Annotated in this window: 10 protein-coding genes; 2 read left to right on the top strand and 8 right to left on the bottom strand. The window is 71.8% G+C overall.

The features are described from left to right. Positions 1-66: 66 nt before the first annotated feature. The 8 genes from OG306_RS27670 to OG306_RS27635 all read right to left on the bottom strand — a co-directional run bounded on the left by OG306_RS27670 (position 67) and on the right by OG306_RS27635 (position 13,792). Complete coding sequence (locus OG306_RS27670) at positions 67-270, bottom strand: acyl-CoA carboxylase subunit epsilon (protein WP_266748852.1); 204 nt, start codon at positions 268-270, stop codon at positions 67-69. A gap of 66 nt (positions 271-336) precedes the next feature. After that, on the bottom strand, positions 337-1,920 hold the full coding sequence (locus OG306_RS27665) for an acyl-CoA carboxylase subunit beta (RefSeq protein ID WP_266748851.1): 1,584 nt from the start codon (positions 1,918-1,920) through the stop codon (positions 337-339). A gap of 153 nt (positions 1,921-2,073) precedes the next feature. Further along, positions 2,074-3,309 (bottom strand): extracellular solute-binding protein, encoded by a 1,236-nt coding sequence (locus tag OG306_RS27660; protein ID WP_266748850.1) that lies wholly within the window; start codon positions 3,307-3,309, stop codon positions 2,074-2,076. Further along, positions 3,306-4,325 carry a hypothetical protein gene (locus tag OG306_RS27655; RefSeq protein ID WP_266748849.1) on the bottom strand — a complete coding sequence of 340 codons (1,020 nt, stop codon included), beginning with the start codon at positions 4,323-4,325 and terminating at the stop codon, positions 3,306-3,308. Before OG306_RS27655 ends, OG306_RS27660 begins: the two co-directional genes overlap by 4 nt. Beyond that, complete coding sequence (locus OG306_RS27650) at positions 4,325-5,731, bottom strand: hypothetical protein (protein WP_266748847.1); 1,407 nt, start codon at positions 5,729-5,731, stop codon at positions 4,325-4,327. The genes OG306_RS27655 and OG306_RS27650 overlap by 1 nt, the downstream gene beginning before the upstream one ends. Before the next feature lie 111 nt (positions 5,732-5,842). Then, entirely contained in the window at positions 5,843-8,206 is a 2,364-nt protein-coding gene (locus OG306_RS27645) for a serine/threonine protein kinase (protein ID WP_266905287.1), read from the bottom strand. After that, positions 8,203-9,594, bottom strand: a complete 1,392-nt coding sequence (locus tag OG306_RS27640) for a S1 family peptidase (RefSeq protein WP_266748844.1) — start codon at positions 9,592-9,594, stop codon at positions 8,203-8,205. The genes OG306_RS27645 and OG306_RS27640 overlap by 4 nt, the downstream gene beginning before the upstream one ends. A 325-nt stretch (positions 9,595-9,919) precedes the next feature. Then, entirely contained in the window at positions 9,920-13,792 is a 3,873-nt protein-coding gene (locus tag OG306_RS27635) for an endo-alpha-N-acetylgalactosaminidase family protein (protein WP_266905289.1), read from the bottom strand. Positions 13,793-13,975: 183 nt separating this feature from the next. Here OG306_RS27635 and OG306_RS27630 point away from each other — a divergent pair, with 183 nt between their 5' ends. Both OG306_RS27630 and OG306_RS27625 read left to right on the top strand, forming a co-directional pair. Further along, positions 13,976-14,368, top strand: a complete 393-nt coding sequence (locus OG306_RS27630; protein WP_266905291.1) for a helix-turn-helix domain-containing protein — start codon at positions 13,976-13,978, stop codon at positions 14,366-14,368. Positions 14,369-14,450: 82 nt separating this feature from the next. After that, a complete protein-coding gene (locus OG306_RS27625; RefSeq protein ID WP_266905293.1) occupies positions 14,451-14,861 on the top strand; it encodes a VOC family protein in 411 nt (136 codons plus the stop codon). The last annotated feature ends 138 nt before the right edge of the window (positions 14,862-14,999 follow it).

Raw genomic sequence — 14,999 nt, 5'->3', positions numbered from 1 at the left:
CGGCAGCGCTTTGTCCTCAAGCGCCGGACGGGCGTGATCGGGCCCGCATGGGCTTGATCGGTTCGGTCAGCACTGCCAGGAGTGCGGGGCGCGGAAGCCCGGGGTGCGTTCCAGGCGGCGCCAGCCGGCGGTGCTGCGGCCACGGTGGGCGGCAGGCGCGGCAGGCTGGGCGGCTGCGCGGGCGAGCAGAACCGCGGTTATGGCGGCCAGCTCCTCGGCGTCGGCAAGACCCTTCTCGACACGCAGCACGGACTCGGTGGCAGTGCTCATAAGCGGATTCTCCGTCTTCTCGGCAGGTCTTCGCGGGTCCGGCAGGGTTGCTGCGGGGGCCGCGGACTACTGCGGGGGGTTGCCGTGCTTGCGGGACGGCAGGTCGGCGTGCTTGGTGCGGAGCATGGCGAGCGAGGCGATCAGCACCTCGCGGGTCTCGGCGGGGTCGATGACGTCGTCGACCAGGCCGCGCTCGGCGGCGTAGTACGGATGCATCAGTTCGGCCTTGTACTCCTTGACCATGCGGGTCCGCATGGCTTCCGGGTCTTCGGCGTCGGCGATCTGCCGGCGGAAGATGACGTTGGCGGCGCCTTCGGCGCCCATCACCGCGATCTCGTTGGTCGGCCAGGCGTACGTCAGATCCGCACCGATGGACTGGCTGTCCATCACGATGTACGCACCGCCGTAAGCCTTGCGCAGGATCAGCGAGATCCTCGGCACCGTGGCGTTGCAGTACGCGTAGAGCAGCTTCGCACCGTGCCGAATAATTCCACCGTGCTCCTGATCGACCCCGGGCAGAAAGCCAGGTACGTCCAAAAGAGTGATGATAGGAATGTTGAATGCATCACACATCTGGACGAACCGGGCCGCCTTCTCCGACGCCTCGATGTCCAGGACACCGGCGAGGGACTGCGGCTGGTTGGCGACGATGCCGACGACCTGGCCGTCCAGACGGGCCAGGGCGCAGATGATGTTGCGGGCCCAGCGCTCGTGGATCTCCAGGTAGTCGCCGTCGTCGACGAGCTCCTCGATGACCTTGTGCATGTCGTACGGGCGGTTGCCGTCGGCCGGCACCAGGTCCAGCAGGACGTCGCCGCGCCGGTCGGCCGGATCGTCGCTCGCCACGGCGGGCGGGTTCTCCCGGTTGTTGGACGGCAGCATCCCGATCAGGTAGCGGACCTCGGCGATGCAGGTCTCCTCGTCGTCGTACGCGAAGTGCGCGACGCCCGAGGTCTCAGCGTGCACATCGGCGCCGCCGAGGCCGTTCTGGGTGATCTCCTCGCCGGTGACCGCCTTCACGACGTCCGGTCCGGTGATGAACATCTGGGAGGTCTCGCGGACCATGAACACGAAGTCCGTGAGGGCGGGGCTGTAGGCCGCGCCGCCCGCGCACGGGCCGAGCATCACGCTGATCTGCGGGATGACGCCGGAGGCCTTGGTGTTGCGCTGGAAGATGCCGCCGTATCCGGCGAGCGCGCTGACGCCCTCCTGGATACGGGCGCCCGCGCCGTCGTTCAGCGAGACGAGCGGGGCACCGGCCGAGATGGCCATGTCCATGATCTTGTGGATCTTGGTGGCGTGGGCCTCGCCCAGGGCGCCTCCGAAGATCCGGAAGTCGTGCGCGTAGACGAAGACGGTACGGCCGTCGACCGTGCCCCAGCCGGTGACGACACCGTCGGTGTGGGGCTTCTTCTCCTCCAGGCCGAAGCCGGTCGCCCGGTGCCGGCGCAGCTGCTCGACCTCCTTGAACGAACCCGGGTCGACCAGCAGCTCGATGCGCTCACGCGCCGTCAGCTTGCCCTTGGCGCGCTGCGCCTCGGTCGCCCGGTCACTCGGTCCGCGACGGGCCTGCTCGCGCAGTGCCAGCAGTTCGGCCACACGGCCACGGGTGTCGCTCGGCTCGCCCGGGGTTTCGTCCACAACGGTCATGTACCGACCCTACGAAGCCTGGCAAGTAAATCGTGCCGTCGACTCCGTACAGTCTCCTGACCTGTTTCCTGGTGGAGCCTGACAGAAGTCCGGCCTGATGCAGGCGATGTGCCAGCCCCTGTGGGTCCGTCTTTGTCCGAGTTCGACAAAGACTCACTGTGGTCTGCTGCACACACGTGTCAGCCTCGGGATGTCCTCCGGTTGGGCGTCCTGCACCTTCTGGATCGCCGCCAGACGCTCCCGCACCGAGTCGCCGGGGTGCGCGATGGTCAGCAGGACGGCCTCGTAGAAGGCGTCCCGCACGGCGGCCGGCATGACGTCGGAGGCGTCCAGGCAGAGCGGCACGCGATGGTCGGTGAGCCGGGCGCTGATCTGCTTCTCGACCGCCCCGTTCTTGGCGTGCACGGCGGAGTTCGGCGAGAATACCCCGGCCTTGCGGCCCCACTCCTCCTGGGCCGTGCGGGAGGTGAGCCGCCGGAGCAGATCGCGGGCCTGGTCGGACCGGCCGAACAGGGCGGCGAAGTCGGCGGACACCTCACGGCCCTTCACGGAGGGGCCGCCGGGCAGCAGCGGCGCGGAGTCCGTGAAGGCGGCGCTCTCCTTGCGGTCCCCGTAGAAGGAACGGGCGAACGAGCCCTGGTGTTCCAGGTCACAGCCGTCGCCGAAGAGCAGCCCGTGTCCGCCGGGGCTGCCGCGGTGGTCGAAGAGCAGTGCGCGCTCCGCGGCTGCCAGGTCCTGGGCCAGCAGTCCGGCCCATCTGGTCCAGGCGTTGATCACGGGGGCGTCCACCCATTTGATGGCCCCGGTCGCCCAGCGCTCGTACAGCACCGGTCCCGCGCTCTGCAGGATCAGGTCCTCGATCCAGTCGCTGCCCGGCCAGCCGGAGGCCCCGTCGTCGCCCATGCCGATGCACCAGGAGGTCAGCGGCGCGGGGTGGGAGGGCGGCGGCCGGTCCTTGCGGTACCAGACGATGCTCTTGAGGTCGGCCTTGAGCGGCACCCACAGATCGTCGGCGATGCCCTGCGCCTCGGGCTGCCAGGGTTTGCCGTATTCCTTGGGCTCGTACAGGCCGCGCAGGGACCGCAGCCGGTTCTCGGCGGCGTACTCGACGAGCTCTCCGACGCCCGGCAGGATCGCGATGTCGGGCGGATTGCCCGCCTGCACCTCGGCGAGCAGGACTTCCCGGGTGGCGGCCGTGCCCTGGTAGGTGTAGGGGATGCCCAACCCGTTCAGGACGTCCTTGAACTGCTTCTCCTGGTTGTCGGTCCAGGGGCCGAGGATCGTGACCTTGGGCTGTTCGTCGCTGCCGCCCGGGGCGGCGAGCCCGCAGCCCGCCGCGGCCAGGAGCAGGGTCATCACGAGCAGGACGATGCGGGCGCGCGGGATCATCCGGCCCTCCAGTAGTCGGCGTTGAGGCGTCGGCCGATACCGACGGCGGGCAGCAGGACGATCAACGCGCCGCCGCCCAGCGCCCCGTAATAGGTCCAGCTCTGCCAGCCCTGGGCGGCGAGATCGGCGCGTACGCTCGCCGACTCGTCGGTGACGTACTGCTGGGCCTTGGCCAGGTCACCGTCGGCGTGGGCCCGTCGCTCGATCCTGACGAGCCCGGCGTGGGCGGTGTCCAGCCGCTGCTGGGTGTTCGTGGTCGCCCACAGCGGAAACACCGCCAGCACGACCGTGGCCAGCAGCGTGGTCAGCAGCCAGGGGTCGAAGCTGCGCCCGCAGCGACGGCGCAGCACCCGGAGCGCGGACAGGGTGGTCGACGCCATCGCCAGCAGGGCGAGTTCGGCGATCACCCAGCCGGTCCGGCGGAGGGTGCCCAGGGAGCTGACGGTGTCGATCCGTTGCATCTGGTGTTCCTGGAGGATGTCGAGGCGGGGCACCACACCGGTGCCGTCGCGGCTGAGGATCGTCTCGGCCTCCGCGAACTTCTCCCGCTGCATCGGCTCGTCCGACACGTACTTCACCGCGCCCGGGGTGATGGAGCTGCTGTACGAGGTCAGCAGACCGTTGACGGTTTCCAGCACTCCGCGGCCGCGGTCCCCGTCCAGCTGTACGTCGTTGAGCCGGGAGAGGCCCTGGGCGGCGGCGGAGAGCTGGCTCTCGTAGCGCGCGCCGGCCCCGACCACGCCGTCGATGTCGTGGCGGACGGAGAACTGGGCCTCCTGGTGGGCGCGCAGCAGGGCGAGTTGGGTGGCCGCCACTCCCTGCACGGCGGGCGCGCCCCGGGTGCGCATCTCGCCCGCCGAGATCTGCGCTTCGCGGTACGAGACGAGCAGGACGCTCATCGAGAGCAGGGCGAGCACCAGCAACCCGGTCAGATGCCGCTCCAGGAGCCGCCGGGTCCGTGACCCGCCCGAGCGGCGGGTGCGCAGCGCGCCGGTCCACCGGGCCGGCCCGGACATCACAGCCGCCTCCCGCAGGCGATGCAGAACAGGGCGGCGGGACCGGCTGGGTGTTCGCACTCAGGGCAGCGTGCCGTCGCTCCGGCCGGGGTCCCGGACGGTTCCACCAGGTGTGCGGAGGCGACGCTCAGCCGCCCCCGGCGGACGGTGCCCCGGTCGACGGTCGGCCCGATCCTGACCCGCCCCCGCCGCTCGTCGATGATCTCGGCGACGTTGCGGACCTCGGCCCGGACCCAGGAGGCGCCGATCTCCGCGGCCAGCCGGACCGCGCGTCCGAACTGTTGCTCGGCCTCCTCGCGCCGGTCCAGGTCGAGGGCGTCGTACGCGCGCCTGAGAGCGGTCCGGATCTCGGTGGAGGCGTTCATGGCGTGGACGCTGTGGTCCGCGCCGCCCGCATGGTCCGCCGTGGGCTCGGCGGTTCCCGACGGCAGCCACCGGACGACGACCGGTTCGGTGAGGTCGCCGACGGTCACGGTGGCGAGCTGGAGCGGCACCCCGAGCGGGTCGTTGCTCGCGTCGACCCGGAGGGTGAGGAGGTAGTCGCGGGTCTCCGGCTTCCACTGATGGGTGAGGAATTCCAGCCGCCGCGGATCGTCCCCGTCGCCGGCCGGTTCGAGCCGCTGCTGGCGGGGAGCGGTCTCGGTGAGCGTCACCTCGCGGACCGCCGGTCGTACCGCGACCGTGAGGGCGAGCGCGGGGCTGCGGATCCGGCGCAGTCGGACGACGGCCGCATCGACGGCGGGGGCGAACGCCTCGGGTGCGTACGCGGCGTCGCCGTGCAGCCGTTCGGCGACGGCGAGCAGCGCGGCCGGGTCCCAGGACTCCCCCAGGGCGATCACGTCTGCGGTGAACTCCCCTTCGCAACGGGCGAGTTCGGTGCGCAGTGCGCTGTCCTCGCGGTAGGCCTCGTCCTCGTCGCCGCGGCCGCTCCCGTCGGTGATCAGTACCAGATGCCGTACGGGGAGCTCGCAGACGGCGAACAGTTCGCGCGCCCCCGCCAGCCAGCGGGCGTATCCGGGCGGACGGCGCCCGGCGTCGGCCGCGGTGATCCGGCCGACGCTGAACGCGGCGTGGCGCCGGTCGTCCGGATCCGCGATCGCCAGCCGGCCCCGCAGCGGGTAGCACCGGGAGGCTTCGCCGCCCAGCACCGTGTAGGAGATCCCGTCGGGCAGTGCGCCCACGGCGTCGGCCAGCGCGTCGACGGTCCCGGCGCGGCGCGAGGCGGCGACGTCCACCGCGATGACGAGGGCGACTTCGGCGGCCGGAATCGCGTCCTGGGGCCCGACGGCGACCGCTTCGACCCGCACATGGGCCTCGATCCGGATGTCGTCGCCCGGCGGGTGCTTCTCGGGGACCTCGACGAGCAGACCGGTTTCGAGGCCGGGTGAGGGAGCGGTGCGACTCATGGAATTGCCTCCAGGGACAAGAGGCTGCCGGGCGGCCTCCGATCGGGCGTGCCAGGGCGCGGCCGCCCGATCGGAGGTCGCCCGGCAGCCTCCAAGGCGTCAGGCTCGGGTTCAGACACGGGTCTGCGGGCGGATCGCGTGCGAGAGGTCGATCAGCCGCTCGTACTCGGCGGTCTTCTGGCGCTGCCGGGCCAGCCAGCGGTAGCACTGCTCCAGTTCCTCGCGCACGGCCCGTTCCCCGGGGACCGGCAGCGGGGGCAGTCCCCGCCGCCACCGGCCACGCCGGGTGGCGGGGGCGGCGGCGCGGACCACGTCGAGCTTCCACTCGAACAGTTCGGTGCGCAGCAGCCGGGTCGCTTCATCGCCCGGCACCACGGACCCCGGGTCCGGGCCGCCTTCGCGGAGCGGGACCGCGGCGAGACTGGCGTCGATCTCCCGCCGCGCGGGCAGCGGTCGCTCGCCCGCCGCGAGCCGCGCCGCCCGGATGCGCAGCGCGGCCACGCGGGCGACGGCGTGGTCCCGCGACTCGTCGGGCACCAGGTCCAGGACCCCGGCCGCCGCTTCCCGGTCGCCGCGTGCCAGGGCCAGTCTGGCCAGACCCAGCGCGGCGCCGACGTGCGAGGGGTTGCGGGCGTGCACGGCCCGGAAGAGTTCGTACGCCGACGGGGCGGCCCCGGCCGGCAGGTCCCGGCCGAGCTGTTCCGCGACGTACGCGAGCGCCAGCTTCGCCGCGTACTCGCCGGGCAGCGCCCGGTGGACGGCCGCGAAGTGTTCCAGGGCGGCTTCCAGCATCTGCCGCCGGTCGTCCAGCACATCGGCGCTGCGCAGCGCGACGAGCCCCCAGTGCCAGCTGAGCCGCCACTGCCGCACCGGGCCGGGCCCGGGAATGGCGTTCGCCTCCCGCACCTGTTCGCGCGCGCCGGCCAGCGCCTCCCTGCCCTCCTGGCCGAGCAGCAGCCGGGCGTTGTGCAGGCAGATCTCCACCGACCGCTCCCCCTCGGCGGGCTGGGTCAGCGGCCGGCCGGGGTCGTAGCTGCTGACCAGGAACCGGGCGGCCGCCGGGTCTCCCGGGTAGGGCCTGGGCACCGGGAGCCGCCGGGCGATCTCGGTGGGGGTGGGCAGCCCGGCGTCCAGCGCCGGGGCGTCGGGGGTCTCGTGGCGGCGGTGGAGGGGGCGGCGCAGCCAGTGCGTGTAGTCGGGTACGGAGCCCAGCCGCGCGCCGAGCAGTTCGGTGGACGGGGTGAAGTTGACGGAGGGCTCGGGCTGGTCCCGTTTCCCGCGCAGCGCCCGGATCTCGCGCAGCACGCCGCGGAGCTGGCCGGCCATGTCCCCGGCGGCGGCGAACCGGCGGTCCGGGTCGCGGGCCGTGGCCCGTTCCACCACCAGGCGGAAGGAGCTGGTACCGAGGCCGGGTACGTCGTCGCCGACCGCCCAGCCCGCGAGTTCGGCCAGGGTCATCCCGACGGTGTGGATGTCGTGGGCGACGGTCAGCGGTCTGCCGTGGTCCGTCTCGGGGGCCGCGAATCCGGGGGTGATCACGGGGGGCGGCTCGGTGACGCCGCTCCCGCGCACCCCGCCGAGGTCGATGACCTTGATGCCGTCGTGCCGGTGGACGACATTGGACGGCTTCATGTCCCCGTACAGGAATTCCATGCCGTGCAGATGGGCGAGGGCTTCGAGGATCTGGCAGCCGTAGGTGATGACGTGTTCGATGTCGAGGACGAAGGTGCCCTGCCGGGTCGATTCGATGACCGCGGAGAGCGTACGGTCGCCGACGTCGTCCATCACGATGTAGCCGCCGGACACGGTGCCGTCGTCGCCGCGGGTGCTGACGAAGTCCCGGATGCGGACGATGCGTTCGTGCCGGATGGCGACGAGGCTGCGGCGCTCCTCGTCGGCCTGGGCGGCGCCCCGTTCCGCGTAGCGGTTGAGGAGCCCCTTCACGGCGACGTACTCCTCCAGGTGGGTGTCCTCGGCGAGGTAGACCCAGCCCTGGCCGCCGTGGGCGATGGGGCCGCGGATCCGGTACTGGTCCTGGAGCAGCGGCCCGTCCTCGCTGAGTTCGGGCCGGTAGGCGTACGGGGCGCCGCATTGGGGGCAGTAGCCCGTGTCCGGCGGTGGGACGGCGGTGTTCGGCGCGATGAAGAAGGTGGGGCAGGACTTGGCCGAGCAGCGCATCAGGATGCGTGCCTGCGAGGTGGCGGCGTCCAGCCGTTGGCCGGGGCTGCTCGGTTCGAGCGGGGGCAGCTCCAGCAGACCGGCCGGCCCGTACTTCTCGGGGGCGGTGGGCAGTGGCGGGAGGCCGGGGTCCGTCCTGGAGCGGCCACAGGTGTCGCAGTAGCCGGTGGACTGTACGGTGCCGCCGCAGGGAGCTCCGGTGAACCGGCGGTGCGGGCAGCCGGGGTCTCTCGTCCGGATCGCGCCGGGCTCGTGTGCCCCGGCACCGCGCCTCGCGGTGTTGTCGTCGGTCGTCATCGGTGCTCCGTCCGTCCCCGGTCGGTGCGCGGTCCCGGAACGTCCGCCCGGCCGGCTCCGGCGTGTCGGTCCAGGTCCGCTTCCAGTTCGCGTAACAGGGAGCGCAGTGCGGTGAGTTGTTCCTGCGGTTCGGCGAGGGCGCGCAGCCGCTCCAGTTGTCGCCGGCGACGGGCCGGGTCGACCCCGGGCGGTGGGGGCAGCGAGGCGGACTCCACCAGGCCGTTCAGCCCGGCCCAGTTCCTTTCGGCGGACTCGACGCGGCCGAGGAGTGCCGTGGCCCGCTCGTCCAGGGCCGGCACCAGCAGGTGCCGGGCCACCTCGCTCACGCCGTCGCCCGCGCCGTCCCGGACGACGACCAGCAGCCGGAAGCCGAGCGTCCGCACCCGGGCGAGCAACGGCACCAGCCGGCGCGGCTCCCGGTCCTCGTCGAGTCCGATCACGGCGAGCGTGGGCCCGGTGGCCCCGGGCAGCCCGCCCGCCGCCCGGTCCGGCGGGGTGCCGCCGTGGAGCAGCCAGTCGCGGTAGGCCCGGAGCTGGTGGCGCGGCGGGTGCAGCCGTGCCACCAGCTCGTCGACGAACTCCTCGGGCGTGGTGCGGCCGCCCCGGTAGACGAGGTGGGCGCGGTACAGCTGGTGGCGCAGGGTCCGGTCGCGGCCGCCGCCGCGCGGTACGACGCCGAAGCGCACCGCGGGCTGGTCGCCGCCCGCGAACCAGGCCCGCAGCCGCCGGGCAAGGCCGTGGTCCCAGCCGTCCGGTCCGCTCAACTCGGCGACGAGCGGCACGAGTTCGGCGATCCGGTCGATCGGGATCATGTACGAGAACGCCAGGTCGTTGTCGCCGGGCAGCGCCAGGTCGAGGTCGCCGCGCCAGCTGACCACCATGCCGACGACCCGTTCGGGACGCCCGTCGCCCACGCCGCGCACCTGGACGGCGGCGCCACTGAATCCCGGCCGCACCACCTGCTCGTTGCGCCCGGCGTCGAGCTGGATCCACGCGCCGTGCGCCCCGCTGATCCGGCCGGTCAGCCACATGCCGTCGGCGAAGCTCCGCGCGTACCCGCCGATCCACACCTCGCGGCCGCGCTCCAGGCTCCGGTCGAGCGTGGCGGGGGTGGCCTGCGGGCGCGGGCTGTCCAGGGCGAGTACGGCGATGTCCTCGCGGGTCGCGCCGAGGCCGGGCAGCCAGCCGTCCTCGGCAACCCGTGTCCCGACCGGGGCGATGCCGGGGTTCTCGGGGAACTCCACCCACATCCGGGCGTCCGGCTCGCCGACGACATGGGCGCACGTCAGCGCCCGGTCCTGGGTGAGCAGCACTCCGGCGCCGCACACCGGCCCGTCCGGCTCGCCACGACGCAGCCGCAGCCGCCAGTCCGCCTTCAACTCCCCCATAGCGCATGAGGGTACGCGCGAGGCGGGTGCCGCTCCCAGCCCCCGGACACACTCCGGTCACCCGGTGTCCACCGGACGTCACACCGCAGGGTGCGTCCCTCCGTCCCCGGTTCGGCCCTGAGCACCAGGCGCCCGCCGGTGGACCGCACCTCGATGCCGGGGTCCGCCGGGACGGCCTCACTGTGCCGGTTTCGGCAAGGCGGGAGGCGAAGGGGTCGGCGTGTGTGGCTCCGGGGCGTCAGGGGGGTGGACGCCATCGCGCAAGGGGTGGGAAAGGGGGCGGGGCGGGTGCTCGTCGTACGCACCCGCCCCGCCCCCTCCGTTCTCAACCGCCGCAATGGAAGCGGGCGTCACCCCAGTCCGCGTGGTCGTTTCCGTTCCCGTCGCCACCGTCGCCCACGACCAGGTCGACGTACTTGGCGCCGGTGACGTCCGCCGTGAGCGACCAAGCGCTGTCGGGGCCCTTCAGTACGGGCGACTTCACCTTCTCGGTGCCGTCGGCCAGGACGCTGAACTGCACGCTGCCGCGCGAGGCCTGCACGTCGTCCACGCCCACCTCGGCGGTGAAGGAGGTGCACTTGCCGCCCAGGTAGTAGCGGATCTTCGCCGGGGCGTGGCTGCCGAGGCCCTTGGTGTAGGTAGTGCCGCCGATCTTCAGCGGGGTGCCGTCGCCACTGCCCTGCTCGCCATTGGAGAGGTCCCGCTCGACGGGCCCCCAGCCGTTCTCGGCGGCCGTCCAGTCGAGGTCGCTGGCCCAGCTGTCCGTGGTGGGCGGCGGCGGCAGGGTCCGTACGGAGGTCTGCGCGCCGAGCGTGCGCTGCGTACCGCCGACCGTGTACGTGGCCCGGGAACTCAGGCTGTACGTCTGGTACTTGGCGTCGACCGGCGGGGTAACCTGCCAGCTGCCGGTGACCTTCGCGCCCGCGGCGACCGAGTCGAAGGCGACGGCGCCGGTGGGCTCCGCCTGCCAGCCCTCGGGGACGGTCAGGCTCAGCGCGACGCCGGTCGCCGCGGTGGCCTCGTAGTTGGTGAAGCTCGCCTTGACGGTGTTGGCCGTGCCCGGCTCCAGCGTCTCGGCGGCCGGGTCGACGCCGAGCGTGCCGCAGGCGGCGAGCTCGCCGGCGGGGGCCGGGCCGAGGTCGGTCACGGTGAACGCGTCGAGGACGAAGTCGGCGCCGTCGGGTGCGTCACCGCGCTTGCGCAGCCCGGTCCAGGTGTCGCCGCAGCCAGCGGTGACGGTCTCGGCGAAGTGGCCGGTGGTGCGCTGCTGTCCGATGGGGGTGGTCCGGGTCTCGACCGAGGCGGGCTTGCCCTCGGCGGTGATCCGGTCGTAGCCGTCGACCCACTCGTAGGCGCCGGAGTGACTGGACTGGTAGTCGTACTCGACCTTGTAGCGGTGACCGTCGGTCATCGGCACGGTCCAGGGGGCGGTGCGGTAGACGAGTCCGGTGTTCTCCTCGTGGGCCTTGAGGGACTCCTTGCCGCCGATGACGTCGTCGATGAGCTTTCCGTTCCAGCCGGCCTGGGTGTACGGGGCGTGCAGCTGGGAGAGGACGGTCCGGGGGTCGGTGGAGCCGCCCGCGTCGCCCTTGAGGAAGGGGCCCCAGCCCTGGTCGACATCTTCGAAGTCCTCGTACACGACGGTGTTCTCGCGGGTGGCCGGAGCGTTCGCGACGATGCGTACGTCATCGGCCCGTACCGTCGCCGTGCTGCCGTCGGCCGCTTCGATGCGGAGCGTGGCGCGGCCGTTCGCGGGGGCGGTGAAGTTCACCTTGGCGCGCTGGAAGTACGTGCCGTGCCAGTCGGACGCGGCGACGTAGTCCTTGGCTGTGGAGCGGTCCACGGCGACGGACTTCCCGCCGATCGAGAGCGTCGTGTGCCGGGTCTTTCCGGGCTGGACCTCGATGAGCGCGGACGCGGTGTAGCGGGTGCCGGGCTTGAGGCCGGTGATGCTCTGGGCGAGCGCCGCCGTGCCGGTGCCGGAGAGCCTGGCACTGTTGCGGCCCTGGCCGTCGGTGTCGCGCGCGACGGTTCCGGTCTTCGACCAGGCGGTCAGCCCGTTGTCGTTGAAGCCGGGGTCGTCGACCAGGGTGCCCTCGCCCCACTTGGCGTCGGCGGCCTTGGGTGCCTGGTTCGGGTAGAGGACGTAGGGCTGTCCGGCCTCGGCGGTCAGCGTGATCTTCCCGCCCACCGGGCGAACGGTGCCGGTCTTGACCCGGCCGTTGTCGGTGAGCTTGTAGACGGTGTACGTGCCGCCCGACGGCACCGCCCAGCTGCTCGTACCACCGGACTTGCTGTAGTGGTACAGCTTCTTGCCGCCGTCCCACGGCAGCAGGTAGTCGGTGCCGCTGAGGACCTTGCGGCCGTGGTCGTAGAAGGTCCGCCTGCCGTCCTCGACGGTGCCCCGCACATCGCCGGAGAAGGCGATGTCATTGCCGTTCCAGCGGGTGATCTTCTGCTGCTGGAGGTACTTGGCGGGCAGGTCGCGCTGCCAGACGTTGTCGTAGAAGGCGTTCCAGTCGGTCTCGTTGGTCCAGCCCTCGAACTCCTCGATGGCGGTCTGACCGAGGACCGGGTCGTTGTTCCAGACGTCCTTCTCGTCGTTGCGGATGAACCGGATGATCTTCGAGTTGAGGCCCTTGTTGGTGGCGCCGCCGTAGTCGAGGTCATTGGCCCAGTGCGACCAGAGCGAGCCGCGCTCGAATTTGTCCGCCCATTCGGAGGCGACGTTCCAGCCCTGCTTCTGCACGGACTGCAGGGTCTTGTCCGCGATCCAGCCGTGCGTGTAGTAGACGTCGATGTAGAGCAGGCTGAGGTTGGGGTCGGTCTCGTCGCGCAGCTGCTGGAAGCGCTTGGCCAGATCGCCGCTGTTGATGTCGCGGCGCTGGTCGATGTAGTAGCTCTGGCCGAGCCAGTTCCAGCCGGGCCTGGTCTTGTCGACGAGCTTCTCGTCGAAGGCCTTGGCATCCGGGTACGCCTCGGTGGCGTTGACGTGGACGCCGAAGGTGGCGCCCCACTTCTTGCCGTCCTTGAGGAGCGCGTTGAGGTCCTTGAGCCCGCCGGCGCGCGTGTTGTAGTTGCCGCCGTAGTCGGGGTGGGCGGAGTCGTGGCCCTCGGAGGCGTACCCCTTGAGGAGCGCCAGCTGCCCGAGGCCGTCGGTGGCGAGGGAGATTCGCTTGACGTCGTCCAGCGTGCGCAGGAAGGGGTGAGTGGCCTGGCTGGCGAAGTTGAACGGGATGTGGGTGATGACCCGGTCCGGGGTGTCCTTGCTGCCGGGCGCCGTGATGCCGATGGAGCGGAAGGCGACGGCGCCGTCCTGCCAGTCGACCGACTTGTCGCCGTTGGCGTCGGGGGTGACGACGACCTTAGCCCAGGGCAGGGCGTCCCCGCTCTCCGGCTTCGGCGCGCCCTCGCCGCGGTAGGTCCACTGCCCGGACCAGACGCCGACCCGCACGCTGCCGTCGTCGGCCTTGCGGGCCTGGTGCCAGAACCGGGCGCCGTCGCCGCCGGTGGCGCCGGAGGGCTTGTCGTACGAGGAGTTGGACTCGACGGCCGCGGCCAGGGAGCCGGTATTGACGATGGCGTACGAGGCACCGACGGGCGCCTTGTCGGCGGCGGTGTCCGGGGTGACCGCGGCGAACACGTCGGCGGTCTTCGTCGAGTCGTTGTCCAGCCGCGTGAAGGCGGTGGCGGCGCCGGTGTCCGTGGAGCCGACGGAGACGAGGTCGTGGCCGGGAATGTCGATGGTGCCGACGCGGAACGCCTCGGTGTCGCGGACGGCCGTCACCTTGAAGGTGGTGGCGCGTCCGGAGACGGAGAGCGAGGCGTCGATCTCGATGCCGGGCAGATCGGTGAAGGTCAGCGTGTAACGGGCGGCCGAGGCGGTGATCTCGGGGGCGCCCTTGAGCTTCACGGGGTGCGCGGTGCCGTTCAGGGTGACGGCGGTGACCGGCTGCGTACTGCCGAGCAGTTGGTTACCACTGGCCTTGTCGGTGTACGCCAGGACGCGCGGGAAGTCGTCGGCGACAGCGACCGAGAGCTGCGCGGACCGGATGACGGCGGCGTCCGCGGGCACGGCCGACTCGACTGCGGCGGGAACGGGAGCGGCGGCGGTGGCGGGGAGTGCGGTCCCCACCAGCGCCAGGACGGCGGCTGAGGCGGCGGCGACAGCGCCCGCCGAAGTGAATCTTCGTGACATGTGCTCTGAGTAGTCCCCCTGTCCGGACACCGTCAACGACGTGCGGCTCCTCGGGGCGCTCCAGTCCAACAACCTTGTTGCGTAAGTCCAAGTGGCCGGAGTGCAGGTGAGGACGGGGACGGCGGACGACCGACCGTTCACCGGATCTGTCACGGCGGCGGAGAACCGTGGTGTGATGGCGCCGTGAGCCGCGCCGCTGAAGAGACCAACCGCCGCATGCTCCGGGCACGGGATGCGATGGACCGCGGCTACGCACAGCCGCTGGACGTCCCGGCTTTGGCCCGGATCGCCCATGTGTCCCCGGCGCACTTCACCCGCACCTTCCGGGCCACGTTCGGCGAGACCCCGCACCGCTACCTGCAGCGCCGCCGTGTCGAGCGTGCGATGTTCCTGCTGAGGGAGACCGGGCGCAGCGTGACGGACATCTGCTTCGAAGTCGGCTTCGGCAGCCCAGGAACCTTCAGCCGCACGTTCCGCGACATCGTCGGCCGGTCACCGAGGACGTACCGCAAGGAAGCCGCGGCCGCGAACGTACCGACGTGCTTCACGATGGCGTGGACGCGGCCGAACACCTGATCGCCCGCACCCACACCTACCGTCCGTCGACTGAGCAGTTTTGGATAAGTTTCCGTCCGGCCCGCCCAGTAGCGTGATGCACATGTTCAACGCCATCACGCACTCACAGATCTACGTCCTCGACCAGGACGAGGCCCTCGGCTTCTACGTCGGCAAGCTCGGCCTGGAGGTCAACACCGACGTCGACATGGGCTTCATGCGCTGGCTGACCGTCAGCGTCCCCGGCCACCCGGAACGCCAGATCCTGCTGGAGAAGCCGGGCGCCCCGGCGATGTCCGAGGAGACGGCACAGCAGGTCCGCGAGCTGGTGACCAAGGGCGCGATGGGGGGCTGGCTCATCTTCACCACGGACGACTGCCGCAAGACGTACGAGACGCTGCTCGCCCAGGGCGTCGAGTTCACCGAGGAGCCCACCGATCGCCCGTACGGAACCGACTGCGGCCTGCGCGACCCCTTCGGCAACCGCATCCGCTTCACCCAGCCGAAGTCCTGAGGGCTCCCCAGCCGCCGGCGCCGGGGAAGGGCTGCTCTCGGGGGACCCGCAGCGGTGAACTCGAGTGGCGGCACCCGTGGCCGGAGCTGCGCATGATCGCCGACGGTCCGCGGCTGCCCCCGTTCCGGCTGGAACGGG

The sequence above is a fragment of the Streptomyces sp. NBC_01241 genome, from assembly GCF_041435435.1.
Classification (GTDB): Bacteria; Actinomycetota; Actinomycetes; order Streptomycetales; family Streptomycetaceae; genus Streptomyces.
This window is presented reverse-complemented; position numbering and strand designations above follow the sequence as displayed.